General features: G+C 59.4%; 12 protein-coding genes. 7 read left to right on the top strand and 5 right to left on the bottom strand.

The window, feature by feature from the left end; all coding sequences use genetic code 11:
* Positions 1–10 precede the first annotated feature (10 nt).
* Entirely contained in the window at positions 11–925 is a 915-nt protein-coding gene (locus SIC17_RS00645) for a hypothetical protein (RefSeq protein WP_291895491.1), read from the bottom strand.
* Positions 926–996: 71 nt separating this feature from the next.
* A complete protein-coding gene (locus SIC17_RS00640) occupies positions 997–2,424 on the bottom strand; it encodes an alkaline phosphatase PhoX (protein WP_291895489.1) in 1,428 nt (475 codons plus the stop codon).
* Between the two features lie 212 nt (positions 2,425–2,636).
* Here SIC17_RS00640 and rplM point away from each other — a divergent pair, with 212 nt between their 5' ends.
* Positions 2,637–3,101, top strand: a complete 465-nt coding sequence (rplM, locus tag SIC17_RS00635) for a 50S ribosomal protein L13 (RefSeq protein ID WP_291895487.1) — start codon at positions 2,637–2,639, stop codon at positions 3,099–3,101.
* Positions 3,102–3,145: 44 nt separating this feature from the next.
* Positions 3,146–3,598 (top strand): 30S ribosomal protein S9, encoded by a 453-nt coding sequence (gene rpsI, locus SIC17_RS00630; RefSeq protein WP_366524271.1) that lies wholly within the window; start codon positions 3,146–3,148, stop codon positions 3,596–3,598.
* 57 nt (positions 3,599–3,655) lie between these two features.
* On the opposite strand, the gene SIC17_RS00625 is transcribed toward rpsI, so the two are convergent.
* Complete coding sequence (locus SIC17_RS00625; RefSeq protein WP_412546077.1) at positions 3,656–4,585, bottom strand: LysR family transcriptional regulator; 930 nt, start codon at positions 4,583–4,585, stop codon at positions 3,656–3,658.
* A gap of 95 nt (positions 4,586–4,680) precedes the next feature.
* On the opposite strand from SIC17_RS00625, the gene SIC17_RS00620 reads away from it, so the two are divergent.
* Both SIC17_RS00620 and SIC17_RS00615 read left to right on the top strand, forming a co-directional pair.
* Positions 4,681–5,301 (top strand): class I SAM-dependent methyltransferase, encoded by a 621-nt coding sequence (locus tag SIC17_RS00620; RefSeq protein ID WP_412546076.1) that lies wholly within the window; start codon positions 4,681–4,683, stop codon positions 5,299–5,301.
* Positions 5,302–5,375: 74 nt separating this feature from the next.
* Positions 5,376–7,247 (top strand): ABC transporter transmembrane domain-containing protein, encoded by a 1,872-nt coding sequence (locus SIC17_RS00615; RefSeq protein ID WP_412546075.1) that lies wholly within the window; start codon positions 5,376–5,378, stop codon positions 7,245–7,247.
* Positions 7,248–7,254: 7 nt separating this feature from the next.
* Here the strand turns inward: SIC17_RS00615 and SIC17_RS00610 are convergent, their stop codons facing one another.
* Both SIC17_RS00610 and phaC read right to left on the bottom strand, forming a co-directional pair.
* Positions 7,255–8,139: a glycerophosphodiester phosphodiesterase family protein gene (locus SIC17_RS00610; RefSeq protein WP_412546074.1), complete on the bottom strand. Its 885-nt coding sequence runs from the start codon at positions 8,137–8,139 to the stop codon at positions 7,255–7,257.
* A 27-nt stretch (positions 8,140–8,166) separates the two neighbouring features.
* The gene (phaC, locus tag SIC17_RS00605) at positions 8,167–10,047 is read right to left on the bottom strand and encodes a class I poly(R)-hydroxyalkanoic acid synthase (RefSeq protein ID WP_412546073.1); all 1,881 of its coding nucleotides are present in this window, start codon (positions 10,045–10,047) and stop codon (positions 8,167–8,169) included.
* A 281-nt stretch (positions 10,048–10,328) separates the two neighbouring features.
* Here phaC and SIC17_RS00600 point away from each other — a divergent pair, with 281 nt between their 5' ends.
* From SIC17_RS00600 to recJ, 3 genes are read left to right on the top strand one after another with little or no spacing between them, the layout of a single operon-like run.
* On the top strand, positions 10,329–10,454 hold the full coding sequence (locus SIC17_RS00600; RefSeq protein ID WP_412546072.1) for a hypothetical protein: 126 nt from the start codon (positions 10,329–10,331) through the stop codon (positions 10,452–10,454).
* Between the two features lie 43 nt (positions 10,455–10,497).
* The gene (gene glpX, locus SIC17_RS00595; RefSeq protein ID WP_291895475.1) at positions 10,498–11,451 is read left to right on the top strand and encodes a class II fructose-bisphosphatase; all 954 of its coding nucleotides are present in this window, start codon (positions 10,498–10,500) and stop codon (positions 11,449–11,451) included.
* A gap of 2 nt (positions 11,452–11,453) precedes the next feature.
* Entirely contained in the window at positions 11,454–13,268 is a 1,815-nt protein-coding gene (recJ, locus tag SIC17_RS00590) for a single-stranded-DNA-specific exonuclease RecJ (protein ID WP_291895473.1), read from the top strand.
* Positions 13,269–13,287: the final 19 nt, after the last annotated feature.

The raw sequence follows: 13,287 nt of genomic DNA, 5'->3' as shown, positions 1-13,287 counted from the left end.
TGCAACCGGTCTATTCGATCGTGAAATAGGCCCGGGTGAAGGCCTCTCGAGAGATGACCTTCACGCGATTGTCCGAGCGATCAAACACGCCGAGCATGCCGTCGCCATAAGCGGTATAGCCGTAAGTGGTGGCGGTAATGTCGATTGCCGCAGGTTCCTGGATACCAGGCGTGCTCAATCCGTCCACGACAGTCACATTGGCAGCGCGTTCCAGATCAGCCGCATGGAAAGTGTGCAGCTCCCGACTTGCGGCGTTCGTGAGGACAATCAGGCTGGATCCGTTGAAATCGCCAGAGGCAATGCCGGTCGCAGCGATCTGCAATTCAGCTTCGACAACACCGTCAGCGGAGAGCCTGGTGACGCCACCCGCAGGGCTCAAAGTAAAGATCGCGTTGTCGATCGTGGTGCATTCGCGAGCCGGCGCCTGAAGCTCGAAACTGCTGCGCTGGGTTACACTCAGCAGATCTTCGCCGCTGTCCTGGATGCGGATGATTTCTGCGGTGGCGCCGGTGCCGAGCAGGACCAGGTCAATATAGCCAATACCTTCCTCCAGCATGCACAGCCCGGCCACGCCGTCGCGGGGTGTGAATTCGCCCAGAGGGAGTTCAAACACCCGGAAATCCGCGAGCGTCACGACAAAACCGTGCAAGGCAGAAGCGTCACTGGCGGCGCCGAAAACAAGTGGCAAACGTTCGCCGCGGAGCTGGAAGTCCGGCGCAGCTGCGAGAGTGGACAAGCCGGGGCCGGCATGTTCGGCACGCACTTCGCCATCGGCGTCATACACATCGAGTCCACCGGAGCGTGGTGCTCCGATGATGGCGCCCAGGGATGGGGTTTCAAGGTTGGGCAGGAATACGATGTCCGCAGCGTCTTCGTCGCGTGTGCGGAAGGCAGCCGTGACCAGGACTTCGCGTTCAAAGTTCACGGCGACATCCGGCGCGGCATCCGGTTCCTCAATTTCACCGCAGGCTGCCAGAGCCAGCAGCGAGCAGCCTATCAGGCTCGCACGCGCCAGGGACCGCGGACGGCGAAGGTCCGCCCGGGATTTCGTTGAACGTTGAAGAACAGGGTCAAACCATCGGGACTGAAACATGGTCCGGTAATCTCACTTTTTTCGCCATCAGGGCCGATATCGGCATTTCTGCCAATCGTATACACCTCACCGGACGGCGTCACGCCGCGGATGTATTGATCGGCATCTCCGTCTTCCACGACAATGAGGTCACCCCAAGGCGCGACGCAGATATTGTCGCAATATTCCATGATGCGATCATCCGTGCTCTCGAGGAAAAGCGTGAGCTCACCTGGCTCACCGGCTTCTCCGGGACGGCCTTCAAAACGGCTCGGGCGGTATCGCCAGATCTGGCCGATGCGTGCCGGACCGCCATCCGTGCAGGTGAAATAACATTCCCCATTGCCCCACCAGAGCCCTTCGCCGCGTGTGAAGCGCGCCGCGCCGGCTGCATGGCCACGTTCGGCAAGATCCGCGTCCGGCGCCTCGACATCGTCCAGATCGATCCAATACACCTGAACTGAAGCGCCCTGGGCGAGTGACTGCATGTCCCAATTGCGGAGGTCGGCGCCGGGCTGACCGCGTACCGCGAGTGCCTGCAGACGTCCACCGCGGGCCAGTTCGCCGGGCACATCGGGTAGGAAGCGATAGAAGAGGGAGGTGCCGCGCTGGTCCTCGGTCTGGAACACGACACCGCTAGCCGGATCAACCGCCACTGCTTCATGGCGAAAACGGCCCATGGCCTTGAGCGGCACAGGCTGGATGAGGCCTGTGGCCGAGGAGGGGACCTCGAAATTATAACCATGCTCGACCCGGGCATCCGGGCCCGCATTCATCTCGGTTTCTTCACAGGTGATCCAGCTGCCCCAGGGCGTCACACCGCCAGCGCAGTTGTTATTGGTTCCTGCCAGCGACATGAAACTGCGTTCGACCCGAAGCGTGTCCGGGTTGACGATCAGATGGGTGGTGCCACCTAGGTGGGGACGACCATCCTCGGTCCAGTCCCAGACCCGCGAGCGATCAATACGATCCAGCCGGGATGCATCCGATGCAAAGGCGGACTTGGTATATTGGTCCTGTCGAAGCTCGTGATTTCGAACGAGAGTGAGCAAGCCGTCAGGGCGCGCAAAACAGCCCATGCCGTCAAAATCTCCCGCGGCCAACAGCCCGTCGGACATTTCTTCACCCATGGTCGACAGGACCCGGTAGGAAAAACCGTCAGGCAGGTCGAACAATCCGGCTGGGTCTCGTCGTAGAGGCCCATGCGGATTGATCATGTTCGTGTAGGCCTGTTCGAGATTGTCCAGCGGGGCGTGAGCCGTGCCACGCATTGTCTGACAGGCCGACAGTCCGGTGAAGGCAATCGAGGTTGCTGCAGCTTGCTGCAAAAAGTGACGGCGGGACAGGGACATGACGCTCTCCATAAGGCTTGAAATCACGTAGCGAATACAATGAGTTTGCGACGCTCGTATGACCGGTTTCTGTTTTGCGGTATTATATAACCGCATGGCTAGGTGTAATTAAAACAACGCTTTTTGCGATGGGTGCTTGACGCTTGAGTCATTCGAACGTACATCGCGCGCTCGAATTCGCACCATGGCTCTAAATCTGAGGCAGGATTGAAATGAAAACTTACTCCGCAAAACCGGCGGAAGTCGAGAACAAGTGGATTGTGATCGACGCAGAAGGCGCTGTTGTTGGCCGCCTGGCGTCGTTCATCGCCATGCGTCTTCGCGGCAAGCACCGTCCGGACTTTACCCCGCATGTCGACACTGGCGACCACGTTGTTGTCATCAACGCTGAAAAAGTTGTCTTCACCGGCAACAAGCGTGACGACAAGCGTTACTACCGTCACACCGGCCACCCGGGCGGCATCAAGGAAACCAGCCCGGCGAAACTGCTGGACGGTCGTTTCCCGGAACGCGTCCTGGAAGCTGCGGTCAAGCGCATGCTGCCGAAAGAAAGCCCGCTGGCTCGCAAGCAGTTCTCCAAACTGCGCGTCTACGCCGGTACCGATCACAAGCACGAGGCTCAGCAGCCTGAAGTGATCGATTTCAAATCCATGAACTCCAAGAACGCACGAGGCTGATCATGGCTGATGAAGCACGTTCCCTCGAGGACCTGAAAGACGTCATCACTGACGCCGGCAATGACGCTGTCGAAACCAGCGCAACTCCGACCGAGCCGCAGATCGACGAACACGGCCGCGCCTATGCCACTGGCAAGCGTAAGAACGCCGTCGCTCGTGTCTGGATCAAGCGTGGCAATGGCAAGATCACGATCAATGGACGCGATCAGGAACAGTATTTTGCGCGTCCGGTACTGCGCATGCTGCTCCAGCAGCCGCTGGAAACCGCTGAGCGTGTCAACGAGTTTGACATCGTCGCAACCGTCAAGGGCGGTGGCCTGTCTGGCCAGGCCGGTGCGGTTCGCCACGGCATCTCCAAGGCGCTGACCTATTTCGAGCCGGGCCTGCGTCCGGTGCTGAAAGCCAACGGCTTTATCACGCGCGACAGCCGCGTTGTTGAACGTAAGAAGTACGGCAAGGCGAAAGCCCGTCGTTCCTTCCAGTTCTCCAAGCGTTAATCGCTGCGACCTTTACAGGTTACGAGACGGGCGGTGCCAAATGGAGCCGCCCGTTTTTTATTGACTGATATTTTGAGGGGGCGGGCTGGCGTGAAGGATTGCTGACAGCTCCTCTGCCAGCAGGTCAAACACCAGCCGGATCCGCCGACTGGTCTTGAGTTCCTGGTGCGTGACCAGCCAAACCGGGACATCGAGCTGCTTGAGCTTGTCGGGCAGGACCATTTCCAGTTCCGGGTACAGGCCAGCGAAATCATGGGTGAGTGGTGTGATGCCAAGGCCTTCGCGCACATAAGCCATGATGGCCGGGCCACGATTGGCACTGATACGGAAATTGTCCAGGCTGATCTCAAATCCCATTTCACGGAAATAGGGCAGGGCTTCCTCATTCCGGTCGAAGCCGATGAAGGGATAATTCTTCAGATCTTCTGGCGTTTCCGGTCGTCCCCACTCATCGAGAAAATCCCGTGTTGCATACAGCGCGCCCTTCGTCTCCCCGATGAGCTTGCAATAAAGGTCGGACTGGTCTGGACGAGCATGGCGGATGGCGATGTCCGCCTCACGTTTACGCAGGTCCCGGATCTCCGATGCGCCAATGATCTCGATCGAGATTTTGGGAGCCTGCTCACGCAGCTTGCGCAGGATCTTGGGCAGGAATACCGCTGCCATCGTATCCGTCGAGGTGATCGTGACCTGGCCGTCCACGGTAGAGGCCTGGCCGGATGCGGTAAGCGAGATGCGGTTGGCGGCTTCTCCCATCGCCCGGACATGTTCCAGTAATTCAATGCCGGACTGGGTGAGGTCGGTCGAGCGATGGCCGCGCTGGAACAGTATCACTCCCAGGGTTTCTTCAAGCGCGGTGATTTGCCTGCTGAGTGTGGGTTGGGTTTGTCCCAAGGCCCGCGCAGCAGCGGACAACGAGCCTTCCTCGGCCGTGGCCAGAAAAGCCCGAACCTGGTTCCAGTCAAAGGAGATAGCCTGCCAGTTCATTGTTCTATGTATATCAGATGTCCGAATATGATCGGTGTATATTCGATACTTGTATATGTATTGAGAGGGGCAACACAAGCGATCAGAGAGAGATAATGAGTAACAAGGCCCGGTTTTGGGATCGCATCGCGACCAAGTATTTTCAGCAGCCCATCAATGATGAGGCAGCCTATGAGCGCAAGCTCGAGCTGACCCGCGAGAAGCTGAGCAAGGACAGTAACGTGCTGGAATTCGGTTGCGGGACCGGCGGTACGGCGCTGAAACACGCACGATTTGTAAAGCATATCCTCGCCACGGATATTTCCGAAAACATGCTCGAGATCGCCGATCGGCAGAAGGCGGAAAACGGCGTCGAGAACGTCACTTTCCAGCAAGCCGATTTCGATACGCTTACGGCACCTCAGGTCAGTTTCGATGTCGTGCTGGGGATGTCTATCCTACACCTTTTGTCAGACCGGCGTCCGGCGATTGCCAAAGTGCGCGAGATGCTCAAACCGGGCGGGTATTTCATCACCAGCACGGCCTGCCTGGGCAACAAACTCTGGTTCATGGCGCCTCTCCTGTGGGGCGGGCGCCTGATTGGTAGATTGCCGCTGGTGCGCATCTTCACCTATGGCCAGCTGGTCGACAGCCTGCGTGATGGCGGTTTTGAGATTGAACATGAATGGGTGCCGGGCAGCGGTAATTCTGTCTTCGTGATCGCGCGCAAACCCTAACCATCCTTCCCCCTAGGAGGTCGGGGCTGCGCCACCTATATGAGGGACGCAGCCCCCTTTGTCTTGAGGCCCAAGTGACTGACACCCCAAATCAACGTGCCCGTGTCGACCAGGATCGCGGATCGAGCTTTGCAACCCAGCTGGAAAACGAACAGGCCAATCGCGAGAAGGGTCGTGAGCTCAAACCGCTCAGCCGCCTCATGCCCTATATCCTTCGATATCCACTGACGCTTTTGCTCTTTGTCATCTTCCTCGGGCTAGCCGCAGCTTTGACACTGGCCTTGCCCGGTGCTTTCCGCCTGGTGGTGGATTGTGGATTTGGCGGTGCGGCGACGTCGGATGTTTGTACCGAACTCCTGCCCAATGCCGAACTGTCGACCTTCTTCCTGGTTGGCATGGGGCTGGCTGTGGTGCTCGGCATGGTCAGTGCGCTGCGCTTCTATTTTATCAGTCGGCTGGGCGAGCGTGTCGTCGCTGACTTGCGAAAAAACGTCTTCAACCACCTGCTGAGCCTCAGCCCGGGTTTCTATGTCAGCACACGAACCGGTGAAGTGCTGTCGCGTCTGACGACGGACACCACGCTGATCCAGACCGTTGTCGGTTCGTCTGTTTCCGTGGCGATTCGAACGGTGGTGACGACCGGCGGGGCACTGGCCTTGATGGTGGTTGTGAACTGGCAACTCTCCCTGATGGTGCTGGCTCTTGGGCCAGTAATACTGGGCCCGATCATGATGTTTGGTCGCCGGGTGCAACGTTTCTCCCGTGACAGCCAGGACACGCTGGCTGAGGCGTCTGCGAGAGCCAGCGAAAGCCTTTCGGCCATTGAAACTGTCCAGGCTTTTACCCGTGAATCCCAGGAGCGGGCGCGTTTCGGGGCTTCGGTGGAAACCAATTTCCAGGCCTCGCTGCGCCGGATCCGCACACGGTCCTATATGACGGCGATTATCTTTTCGGTGGTTCTGGCGGGATTGATGGCGGTGTTGTGGTTCGGTGCGACCCAGGTTCAATCGGGCGCTATCACGCCTGGCGCGATGACGCAGTTTGTCATGTATGCCTTTGTCGCCGTTTCGGGTGTCGGCATGCTGACGGAGACCTATGCCGAGGTCATGCGAGCCGCAGGCGCCACTGAAAGGCTGATGGAATTGCTGTCCGCCGACACCGATATCGAGGCACCGGAAAAACCGAAGGCCCTGCCTGAAGACGTGAGCGGCGCGATCAGATTCGATGGCGTTACCTTCGCCTATCCGGCGAGACCGGAAGATGACGTTCTGCACGATGTTTCACTGAACGTATCACCGGGGGAAACCATAGCCCTGGTCGGGCCATCGGGCGCCGGCAAGAGTACAATTTTCCAGCTTCTGCTTCGTCTTTACGATCCGGCCACCGGCGGTGTGAGCCTGGACGGGGTGGATATCCGCGATCTCGATCCGGTCGAACTGCGCGGTGCGCTGGCCATCGTGCAGCAAAATGCACCGCTCTTCTCTGGCAGTGTGGCGGACAACATCCTGTTCGGGCGTCCGGACGCCACCCATGATGAGGTGATTGCCGCTGCAAAGGCGGCCAACGCACACGACTTCATCTCCGCGCTTCCGGCGGGTTTTGACACCCAGCTTGGCGAGAATGCCGGAACGCTTTCGGGTGGTCAGCGGCAGCGGCTGGCGATTGCGCGCGCGATCCTGCGGGATGCGCCGGTATTGCTGCTGGACGAGGCGACCAGCGCACTGGACAGCGAAAGTGAACAGGTCATCCAGCAGGCGTTTGAACGCGTATCGCGGGATCGCACCACGCTGGTGATCGCGCACCGCCTGGCAACGGTGCGCGAAGCTGACCGCATTGTCGTGATGGAAAACGGTCGGGTCGTCGACCTGGGTACGCACGAGGAATTGCTGAAGCGTGGCGGTCTTTACGCGCGTTATATCGAGCTGCAGTTCGGCGAGCGTCAATGACGCTCCGCTACCTTGCAGCCGTGCGGCAGGTTTCGATCTGTGGGTCGAGCGCAGACCGGCCGCCCAGCGCGCGGGATCCGGTCAGAACATCATCGATCGAGAGGACTTCCACGCCTGTCGCGGCAGCGTTGGTGTAGAGCGCCGTCTCACCATTTTCGAGCGGGAAGAGGCCTGCTGCCGCTTCCAGGCCCCGTGTGGCCAGGGCGGCATCCTGTTCGGCATCCGGCTCGCCGACACCCAGCCAGAGATAGACATTGTCCAGATTGACACCGGCCGCTGCGAGTTCCTCCGGGCGGTTTGGTGCCGAGAGCACGAGGTCGGGATTAAGCGCGTGTAAAAGCGCTGCATCCTCAACGGTGTAGGCGATGACGATCACTTCATTCTCGGCATTATTGGCCGCAATCGCCTCGACAAGTGTCTGTTCGGAGACGTTTTTAAGATCGAGATTGAGATATACCCCGGACTCACGGGCGGCGAGGATCGTATCCTCGAATGTCGGGACGGTTTCATCCAGTTCTTGCCCGTCCGGATCAACCAGGTTGAGTGTGGAGATATAGCTCCACGCCATTTCCCGGATCTCGCCCGTGCCGGTCGTGGTGCGGTCCAGTGTCCAGTCGTGCATCAGATAGAGCTGGCCATCCGCGCTCTCGGCAACATCGACCTCGGCATAGAGCACACCCAGATCCGCATTGCGCTGGATGGATGAAATGGCGTTTTCTGCATAACCCGGACCAAAACCTGCCCGGTGCGCGGCCAGCATGGTGAACCCGTTCTCTCGCACACATTCCAGGACGCGGGCCTGATAGGACATGGTTGGAGCTTCCGGGGTGCACGCAGATGCAAGGGCCAGAAGACTGGTCGCGGACGCGATCGTGAAGAGGCGGTTTTTCATCGGAACAACTCGGTATCTGGTTGGGAACTAGTCGACGGTTTGCGGTTTCGGGCTGGCCGTTTCCTCATCGGAGCGGACAAGCACATTGCGACCGGGTGCCGGGCGGATGGCGGCGAGATTGCCGTCACCGGGCGTCCGCGCAGGAACGTCTTCACCGGACCGTTCATTGAGCCACTCGCGCCAGTCCAGCCACCAAGAGCCCGGGTGTTCGACAGCGCCTGCGATCCAGTCATCCACGGTTTCCGGCAAATCATCATTGGTCCAGTGCTGGTACTTGTTGGCGTCCGGATGATTGATGACGCCGGCAATATGCCCCGAGCCGGCCATCATATAACGAACTGGCCCGCCAAAACGCTTGGCGCCCTTGTAGACAGAGGGGTATGGCGCGATGTGATCATCGCGGGAGGCCTGCATATAGATCGGGGTTTTAACGGCGCTGAGCTCGAGCGGCACATCCCCAAAACTCAGCTCACCCTTCGAGAGGCGATTATTGCGATACATATTGTCCAGATACCAAAGGTGCAGCGCTTTCGGCATGCGCGTCTGGTCAGCATTCCAGTATAGCAGGTCAAAGGCCTGCGGCTGGCGACCCAACAGGTAGTTGTTGATGGTGAAGGACCAGACGAGGTCGTTCGAGCGCAACAGGTTGAATGTGTCCGCCATGGTGCGTCCGTCCAACACCCCGCCCTGGGCGTCCATCAGGCGCCCGATTTCCTTCATCCACTCATCATCGATAAAAATGAGCAGGTCACCCGCGAGTTCAAAGTCGGTCTGCGCGGCAAAGAAGGTCGCCGAGGCGATGCGGTCAGGCTGGCCGGTGGCCTCAAGATAGGCCAGCGTGCTGGCAAGCAGCGTTCCGCCGACGCAATATCCCACCGTATTTACGGATGTTTCGCCGGTGGCTTCCTCGACTGCATCAATCGCGGCCAGCAGGCCCTGATGCATATAATCCTCGAAAGTCTTGTCCTTGAGTTCGGGGCCTGGATTGACCCAGGAAATCAGGAAGACCGTGAAACCCTGTTTGGTCAGCCAGCGGATCATGGAGTTCTTCTCGCGCAGGTCGAGAATGTAGAATTTATTGATCCAGGGTGGAGAGATCAGAAGCGGACGCTTCTTTACGGTCTCGGTTGTCGGTGCGTACTGGATCAGCTCGATGATATCGTTTTCGAACACGACCTCACCAGCAGTGGTAGCCAGGTCCTGGCCCACCTTGAAACCTTCCATATCCGTCTGCGTCAGAGCCAGGCGGCCATGGCCTTTTTCCAGGTCCGCCATCAGGTTCTTCAAGCCGCGAGTCAGGTTCTCGCCGCGTGATTGCATGGTCTCGCGGATGACATCGGGATTGGTGAGCGCGAAATTCGTGGGTGCCAGTGCGTCTGTCATCTGTTTGGTCAGGAACTCGACCTTGCGCTTGGTCTTGTCATCAACCCCGTCAACGCCATGAACCAGTCCCATCAGGAAATGCTGGTTGAGCAGATAGGATTGTTTGATCGCATCAAAGACCGGGTTTTCATTCCAGTCTTTCGATCGCCAGCGCTTGTCTCCGGCTTCCGGCTTGATGGCTGCCTGTTCATCCCCTGTCACGACACGCTTCGTCGTATTCGACCACAGATCCAGATAGCCCTTCATCAAATCGGCCTGGGCCTGCATAACCAGTTCCGGTTGGGAGATGATCTGGCTCCAAACCTCACCGAATTCCGACGCGGAATGAAAAGGGTCAGCCTGTGGCAGAACTGGATCGCCCTCCAGGGCCTTGGCCACGACATCGGACATCAGCTTCTGCGACTTCAGCGATGCCTGCATCAGATTTCGCGAGACCTGGTCGAGCGTTTCGAGATCTTTCTCGGTCCATTCGGTCCAATTGCCGCCGGGAAAGGCTGAGTTGTCCTGGTTGTCCTTACTCGACATGGGAAATCCTTTGGATCGGGGATTGGAACATGGGCGAGAGACGGTATAGAAGATCACAAGCGCGTCCTGCGCGAGGAGATATCATGAACCGCTTTATAGGTATTCTGTTTTTTTGCCTTACCTGCTCTGCGTGTGCGTCTGTTCAAATGCCGCAGGCAAGTGTGGAAGAACCTGACTGGATTACAGAAAGACGTGCGGAACATCTTGCATCCTCCGAAACGCCTGTTAGCGTTAACGCAACTCGGTCTGATGCCAGCATTCGGCAGGAGAACGAAGCTCAGATGAATGACGTGCTCGAAAAGCGCGAGGAACTGCTGGAGCAGGCCCGGGCGTTGGACGGGGATGACAGGCTGAGCACGGAAGACTTCATCGAGGCGGGCCGGGAACGGACCTCTCCGCCGCAATAACACTCGGACATCCCGGCGCGACCCGGGGCAGGAGACTTAGAGAATGAGCGACACCAAGGCGCTGAGCAATCTTGCAATGGATGCGGTCAAGGCCGCAGAAGCCGCAGCCCGGGCCGCGTACGACTGGATTGGTCGTGGCGAAAAGGAAAGTGCTGATCAGGCTGCCGTAGACGCGCTCCGTACGGGTCTTAATGCGATGGCCATGAAAGGCCGCATCGTGATCGGCGAGGGCGAGCGTGACGAGGCGCCCATGCTCTTTATCGGTGAGGAAGTCGGCACAGGTGAAGGCCCGGAGATCGATATCGCGCTCGACCCGTTGGAGGGAACTTCGCTGACGGCTAAGAACATGCCGAACGCGCTGGCTGTGCTGTCACTAAGCCTTCGCGGGGGGCTGTTGCATGCGCCGGATACCTATATGGACAAGATCGCTGTTGGTCCGGGTCTACCGGCCGGAGTTGTCGATCTGGATGCGAAGCCCGAAGACAATGTTCTCGCTCTGGCCAAGGCCAAGGGTGTTGATCCCAGCGAAATCACGGTCTGTATTCTCGAGCGTCCGCGTCACCAGTATATTGTTGACGGTGTGAAATCCGTCGGTGGTCGCGTTCGCATGATCCCGGATGGTGATGTCGCCGGCGCCATGGGAGCGGCCGGGCTGGGTACCAATGTCGATATGTATATCGGCCAGGGCGGCGCTCCTGAAGGGGTGCTCGCGGCGTCGGCGCTTCGCTCCATCGGCGGTCAAATGCAGGCGCGCCTGGTCTTCCGCAATGATGAGGAGCGCGCGCGAGCCGAGCGTGTCGGTGTCACCGATTTTGATCGCAAGTACGATCTGTCCGAACTGGCTGCGAGCCATTGCCTGTTCGTGGCAACCGGTGTGACGGACGGCGACCTCGTGAAAGGTGTCAGCAAGTCCGGCGGTATTGTTTCTTCCGAGACACTCGTCCTTGATTCTGCCGACCATTCCGTCCGCCGTATCCGCACCGACCTGCCGCTTTAGGCATGGAAAAGACGCACCGGGACGAAACCTCTCATTCTGGCGGTGCCGTCCTGGGTGTCGAGCGGTCCGTGCTCGGCAAGTCTTGGTATGGGTACAATGCCAGTGACGAGACAGTCAGCACGATCGTGCGCCAGCACCGCCTACCGGAGTTGCTGGCGCGCATCCTGGCGGGCAGGGGGCATGAGGCGAGCGATGTTGCCGGCTATCTCAATCCCCGACTGAAAGACAGTTTTCCCGACCCAAGCTCCTTCAGGGACATGGATGAGGCCGCGGCGCTGATTTGGGACGCTATTGAGAGCGGGACCCGGGTTGCGGTGTTCGCTGACTATGATGTGGACGGGGCGACTTCTGCCTCGCAATTACTTGGCTGGGCTCGCGCCGTGGACCAGGCGTGGAGCTTTTACGTTCCAGACCGTGTCGACGAGGGATATGGCCCCAACACCGAGGCCTTCCAGCGCTTGCAGGATCAGGGCGTAGAGCTTGTTATCACGGTCGACTGTGGTGCCGCTGCACATGCGCCGCTCGAAGCGGCTGCCGCCATGGGCCTGTCGGTGATCGTGGTGGATCACCATTTGATGGATGAGCGTTTCCCGCCCGCCGATGCACTCATCAACCCGAACCGGCCCGATGACACGTCTGGCTGTGGCCACCTGGCTGCAGCAGGTGTGTGTTTTGTCCTGCTCGCCGCCCTGAACCGCGAGGGACGTCGACGCGGGGCATTCGAGGGGCGGGACGAGCCCGATGTTCTCTCCTTCCTGGATCTGGCGGCACTGGGCACGATATGTGATGTGGTGCCCTTGCATGGCATCAATCGTGCCCTGGTCGCGCAGGGGCTCAAGGTGATGAGTGGATGGAAGCGCCCGGGCCTGAAAGCGCTTGCGGATATCGCCTCCGTCGAAGGCGAGGCCAGTACCTATCATGCGGGTTTTGTTCTCGGGCCGCGGATCAATGCCGGTGGTCGGGTCGGACAGTCACAGCTGGGCACTCGGCTGCTTTCCGGCACAGATGAAGATGACCTCGCCGGTATCGCCGCTGAACTCGACCGGTTCAATCGAGAGCGCAGGGAAATCGAATCGCGTGTGCTCGACGAAGCCATGGCCCAGGTCCAGGGGCAGGCGGCTGCCCGCTCGATTCTAGTTGCGGCCGGGGATGGCTGGCACCCTGGCGTGATTGGGGTGGTTGCGGGGCGCATCAAGGAGCGTTTCGACAAGCCTGCGATCGTTATAGGCATTGATCGCTCCAGCTCGCCAGCCCTTGGCAAGGGGTCTGGGCGATCTGTAGAGGGGGTCAATCTGGGCGGTGCCATTGCAGCAGCGCGCGAGGCCGGCCTGTTGCTGGCAGGCGGTGGGCACGCCATGGCCGGTGGTTTGAGTGTGGAGGCTGATGCGATCAACGCGCTGGTGAGTTTCCTCGACGACCGCCTTGCCCCCGAGCTGGCGCAGGCGCACGAGGCACGCAGGCTGAGGGTGGACACACTGGTCTCTGCCAGTGGCGTCTCGCTGGACCTTGTCGAACACATTGCCAGCCTGGCTCCCTTCGGGCAGGGCAATCCGGAGCCGCGGGTTGTCGTTCCGGAGCTGCGTGTCTCCTTCGCCAAGCGTGTGGGCACGGATCATGTGCGCGCCAGCTTCACGGCGGCGGACGGTACCCAGGTGCAGGCCATATGCTTTCGTTGCGCAGACAATCCCCTGGGAGAGACACTTCTGGCGGCAGGAGATGGGTTTTGGCACGTGCTGGGCCGTGTTAAGATCAATGAATGGCAGGGCCGCAAAACGGTCCAGCTGCAGGTCGAGGACATGGCTGCTGCATTAAGCTGAGGTTTTTCAGCAGAAGGTG

The sequence above is a fragment of the Maricaulis sp. MIT060901 genome, assembly GCF_047123815.1.
Classification (GTDB): Bacteria; Pseudomonadota; Alphaproteobacteria; order Caulobacterales; family Maricaulaceae; genus Maricaulis.
The sequence above is the reverse complement of the archived record's forward strand: the minus strand, read 5'-3'. Positions and strand labels throughout refer to the sequence as shown.

Bases quoted from the DNA above. Each gene is read 5' to 3' on its own strand.
- rplM (WP_291895487.1), top strand. From the start codon at position 2,637: ATGAAAACTTACTCCGCAAAACCGGCGGAAGTCGAGAACAAGTGGATT.
- SIC17_RS00625 (WP_412546077.1), bottom strand. From the start codon at position 4,585: ATGAACTGGCAGGCTATCTCCTTTGACTGGAACCAGGTTCGGGCTTTT.
- glpX (WP_291895475.1), top strand. From the start codon at position 10,498: ATGAGCGACACCAAGGCGCTGAGCAATCTTGCAATGGATGCGGTCAAG.
- SIC17_RS00610 (WP_412546074.1), bottom strand. From the start codon at position 8,139: ATGAAAAACCGCCTCTTCACGATCGCGTCCGCGACCAGTCTTCTGGCC.
- recJ (WP_291895473.1), top strand. From the start codon at position 11,454: ATGGAAAAGACGCACCGGGACGAAACCTCTCATTCTGGCGGTGCCGTC.
- SIC17_RS00620 (WP_412546076.1), top strand. From the start codon at position 4,681: ATGAGTAACAAGGCCCGGTTTTGGGATCGCATCGCGACCAAGTATTTT.
- SIC17_RS00600 (WP_412546072.1), top strand. From the start codon at position 10,329: ATGAATGACGTGCTCGAAAAGCGCGAGGAACTGCTGGAGCAGGCCCGG.
- SIC17_RS00640 (WP_291895489.1), bottom strand. From the start codon at position 2,424: ATGTCCCTGTCCCGCCGTCACTTTTTGCAGCAAGCTGCAGCAACCTCG.
- phaC (WP_412546073.1), bottom strand. From the start codon at position 10,047: ATGTCGAGTAAGGACAACCAGGACAACTCAGCCTTTCCCGGCGGCAAT.